Source organism: Methylosinus sp. R-45379 (assembly GCF_001644125.1).
Lineage (GTDB): Bacteria > Pseudomonadota > Alphaproteobacteria > Rhizobiales > Beijerinckiaceae > Methylosinus.
The window spans coordinates 1-1,134 of sequence record NZ_LUUM01000225.1 but is presented as its reverse complement, the minus strand read 5'-3'; the positions used below and the strand labels follow the sequence as shown (position 1 = coordinate 1,134).

Genomic DNA, 1,134 nt, shown 5'->3' with positions numbered 1-1,134 from the left:
GCAGGCGTTCGAGCGCGCATTCGAACTTGCGGAGCTGAAGGTAGGCTTCTGCCAGACTTTCTAAATTCCTCTCCTCGAACACGCCCATTCGAACTGCGCGCTCGAACGCCTGCACAGAGAGAGCCGCATTGATCGGCAAGTAATATATTCCCAATGCGTTGAGGAAGGCGCCGGCATCGTCACCTTCGGCAATCGAGGAGACGTGTTTGGCGAATCCGTCGACGACATAATCGCGAATAGCTGACCAACGAGAGTGTTTGTCGGAAAAAAAACGCTTTAGTCCGATATAGCGCTTCCATCGGAACGCGGAAGGAAAATCGACGAGCGCCAAACCGAGTTCGTCGAAGAATTGGATTGCCGATCCCGGCTCATTGCGTTCGAACCCTACGAAAAGCCAGTGACAATAGCATTGCTCTGGAGATTTGTGTTTCAGCTCGGGATGCAGTTCTTTGTAGAATTTCGGATCGAACTGCAAGGCCGAGGCGACGGGAGCCAATAATTCGATGCCCTTCTCGAGCATCGCGTCGACTGCTTGCATGCGCGTCGAGACGGGTCCCGCCCATGCGGAATTCAGCAGGGAGAATTCATCGATCTTGATCGCCTCAATCCATTTGCCTCCTCCAGAAAGGCCTTTTAGGCTCATAATATCAGCGCCGGTGCAGATTCGGCTCTGGGCGAATCCGTGATCGTTCAAATCTCGAATGACCTCCTGATCGGGAACGATCCGGCCTTTGAAATAGAACTCTCTATAAATATCGTAGCTCACGGCGCAATATGCCCGCCCCTCCTTGCGACCCCATTTCAGATAATGCTCTATCGCCTGAACGTCAGTGAATGCGAGAGCACGGAGATCTTCGTGAGCATTGATATATGCGCGCGAATCGAATTGACTCGGCAGAGTTCCATAAGAGCGTTCGAAATAGTCGATCGCTTCGACAAGATTCGGGAAACGGCCTTCCTGCCGCCCGTGTCTGTTGTAATGCCCGCGGAGCTCTCTTCGGGTACGGAAGCCAACCAAATCCTTGTAGTTCGCTCGATAGAAATGTTCATCGAACGCGTCGGTCGGCGTCCTGCGATACAGGACGGCGGCCATATGGCGAAGGCCGCGCACAAGTCCTGCCTGTAGGCGATCGA

At 53.6% G+C, this 1,134-nt stretch carries 1 protein-coding gene; it reads right to left on the bottom strand.

Annotation, left to right across the window (positions count from 1 at the left end; genetic code table 11):
* On the bottom strand, window positions 1–1,093 hold a 1,093-nt coding region (locus A1351_RS10480; RefSeq protein ID WP_157096239.1), incomplete at its 3' end, for a hypothetical protein.
* Window positions 1,094–1,134 lie beyond the last annotated feature (41 nt).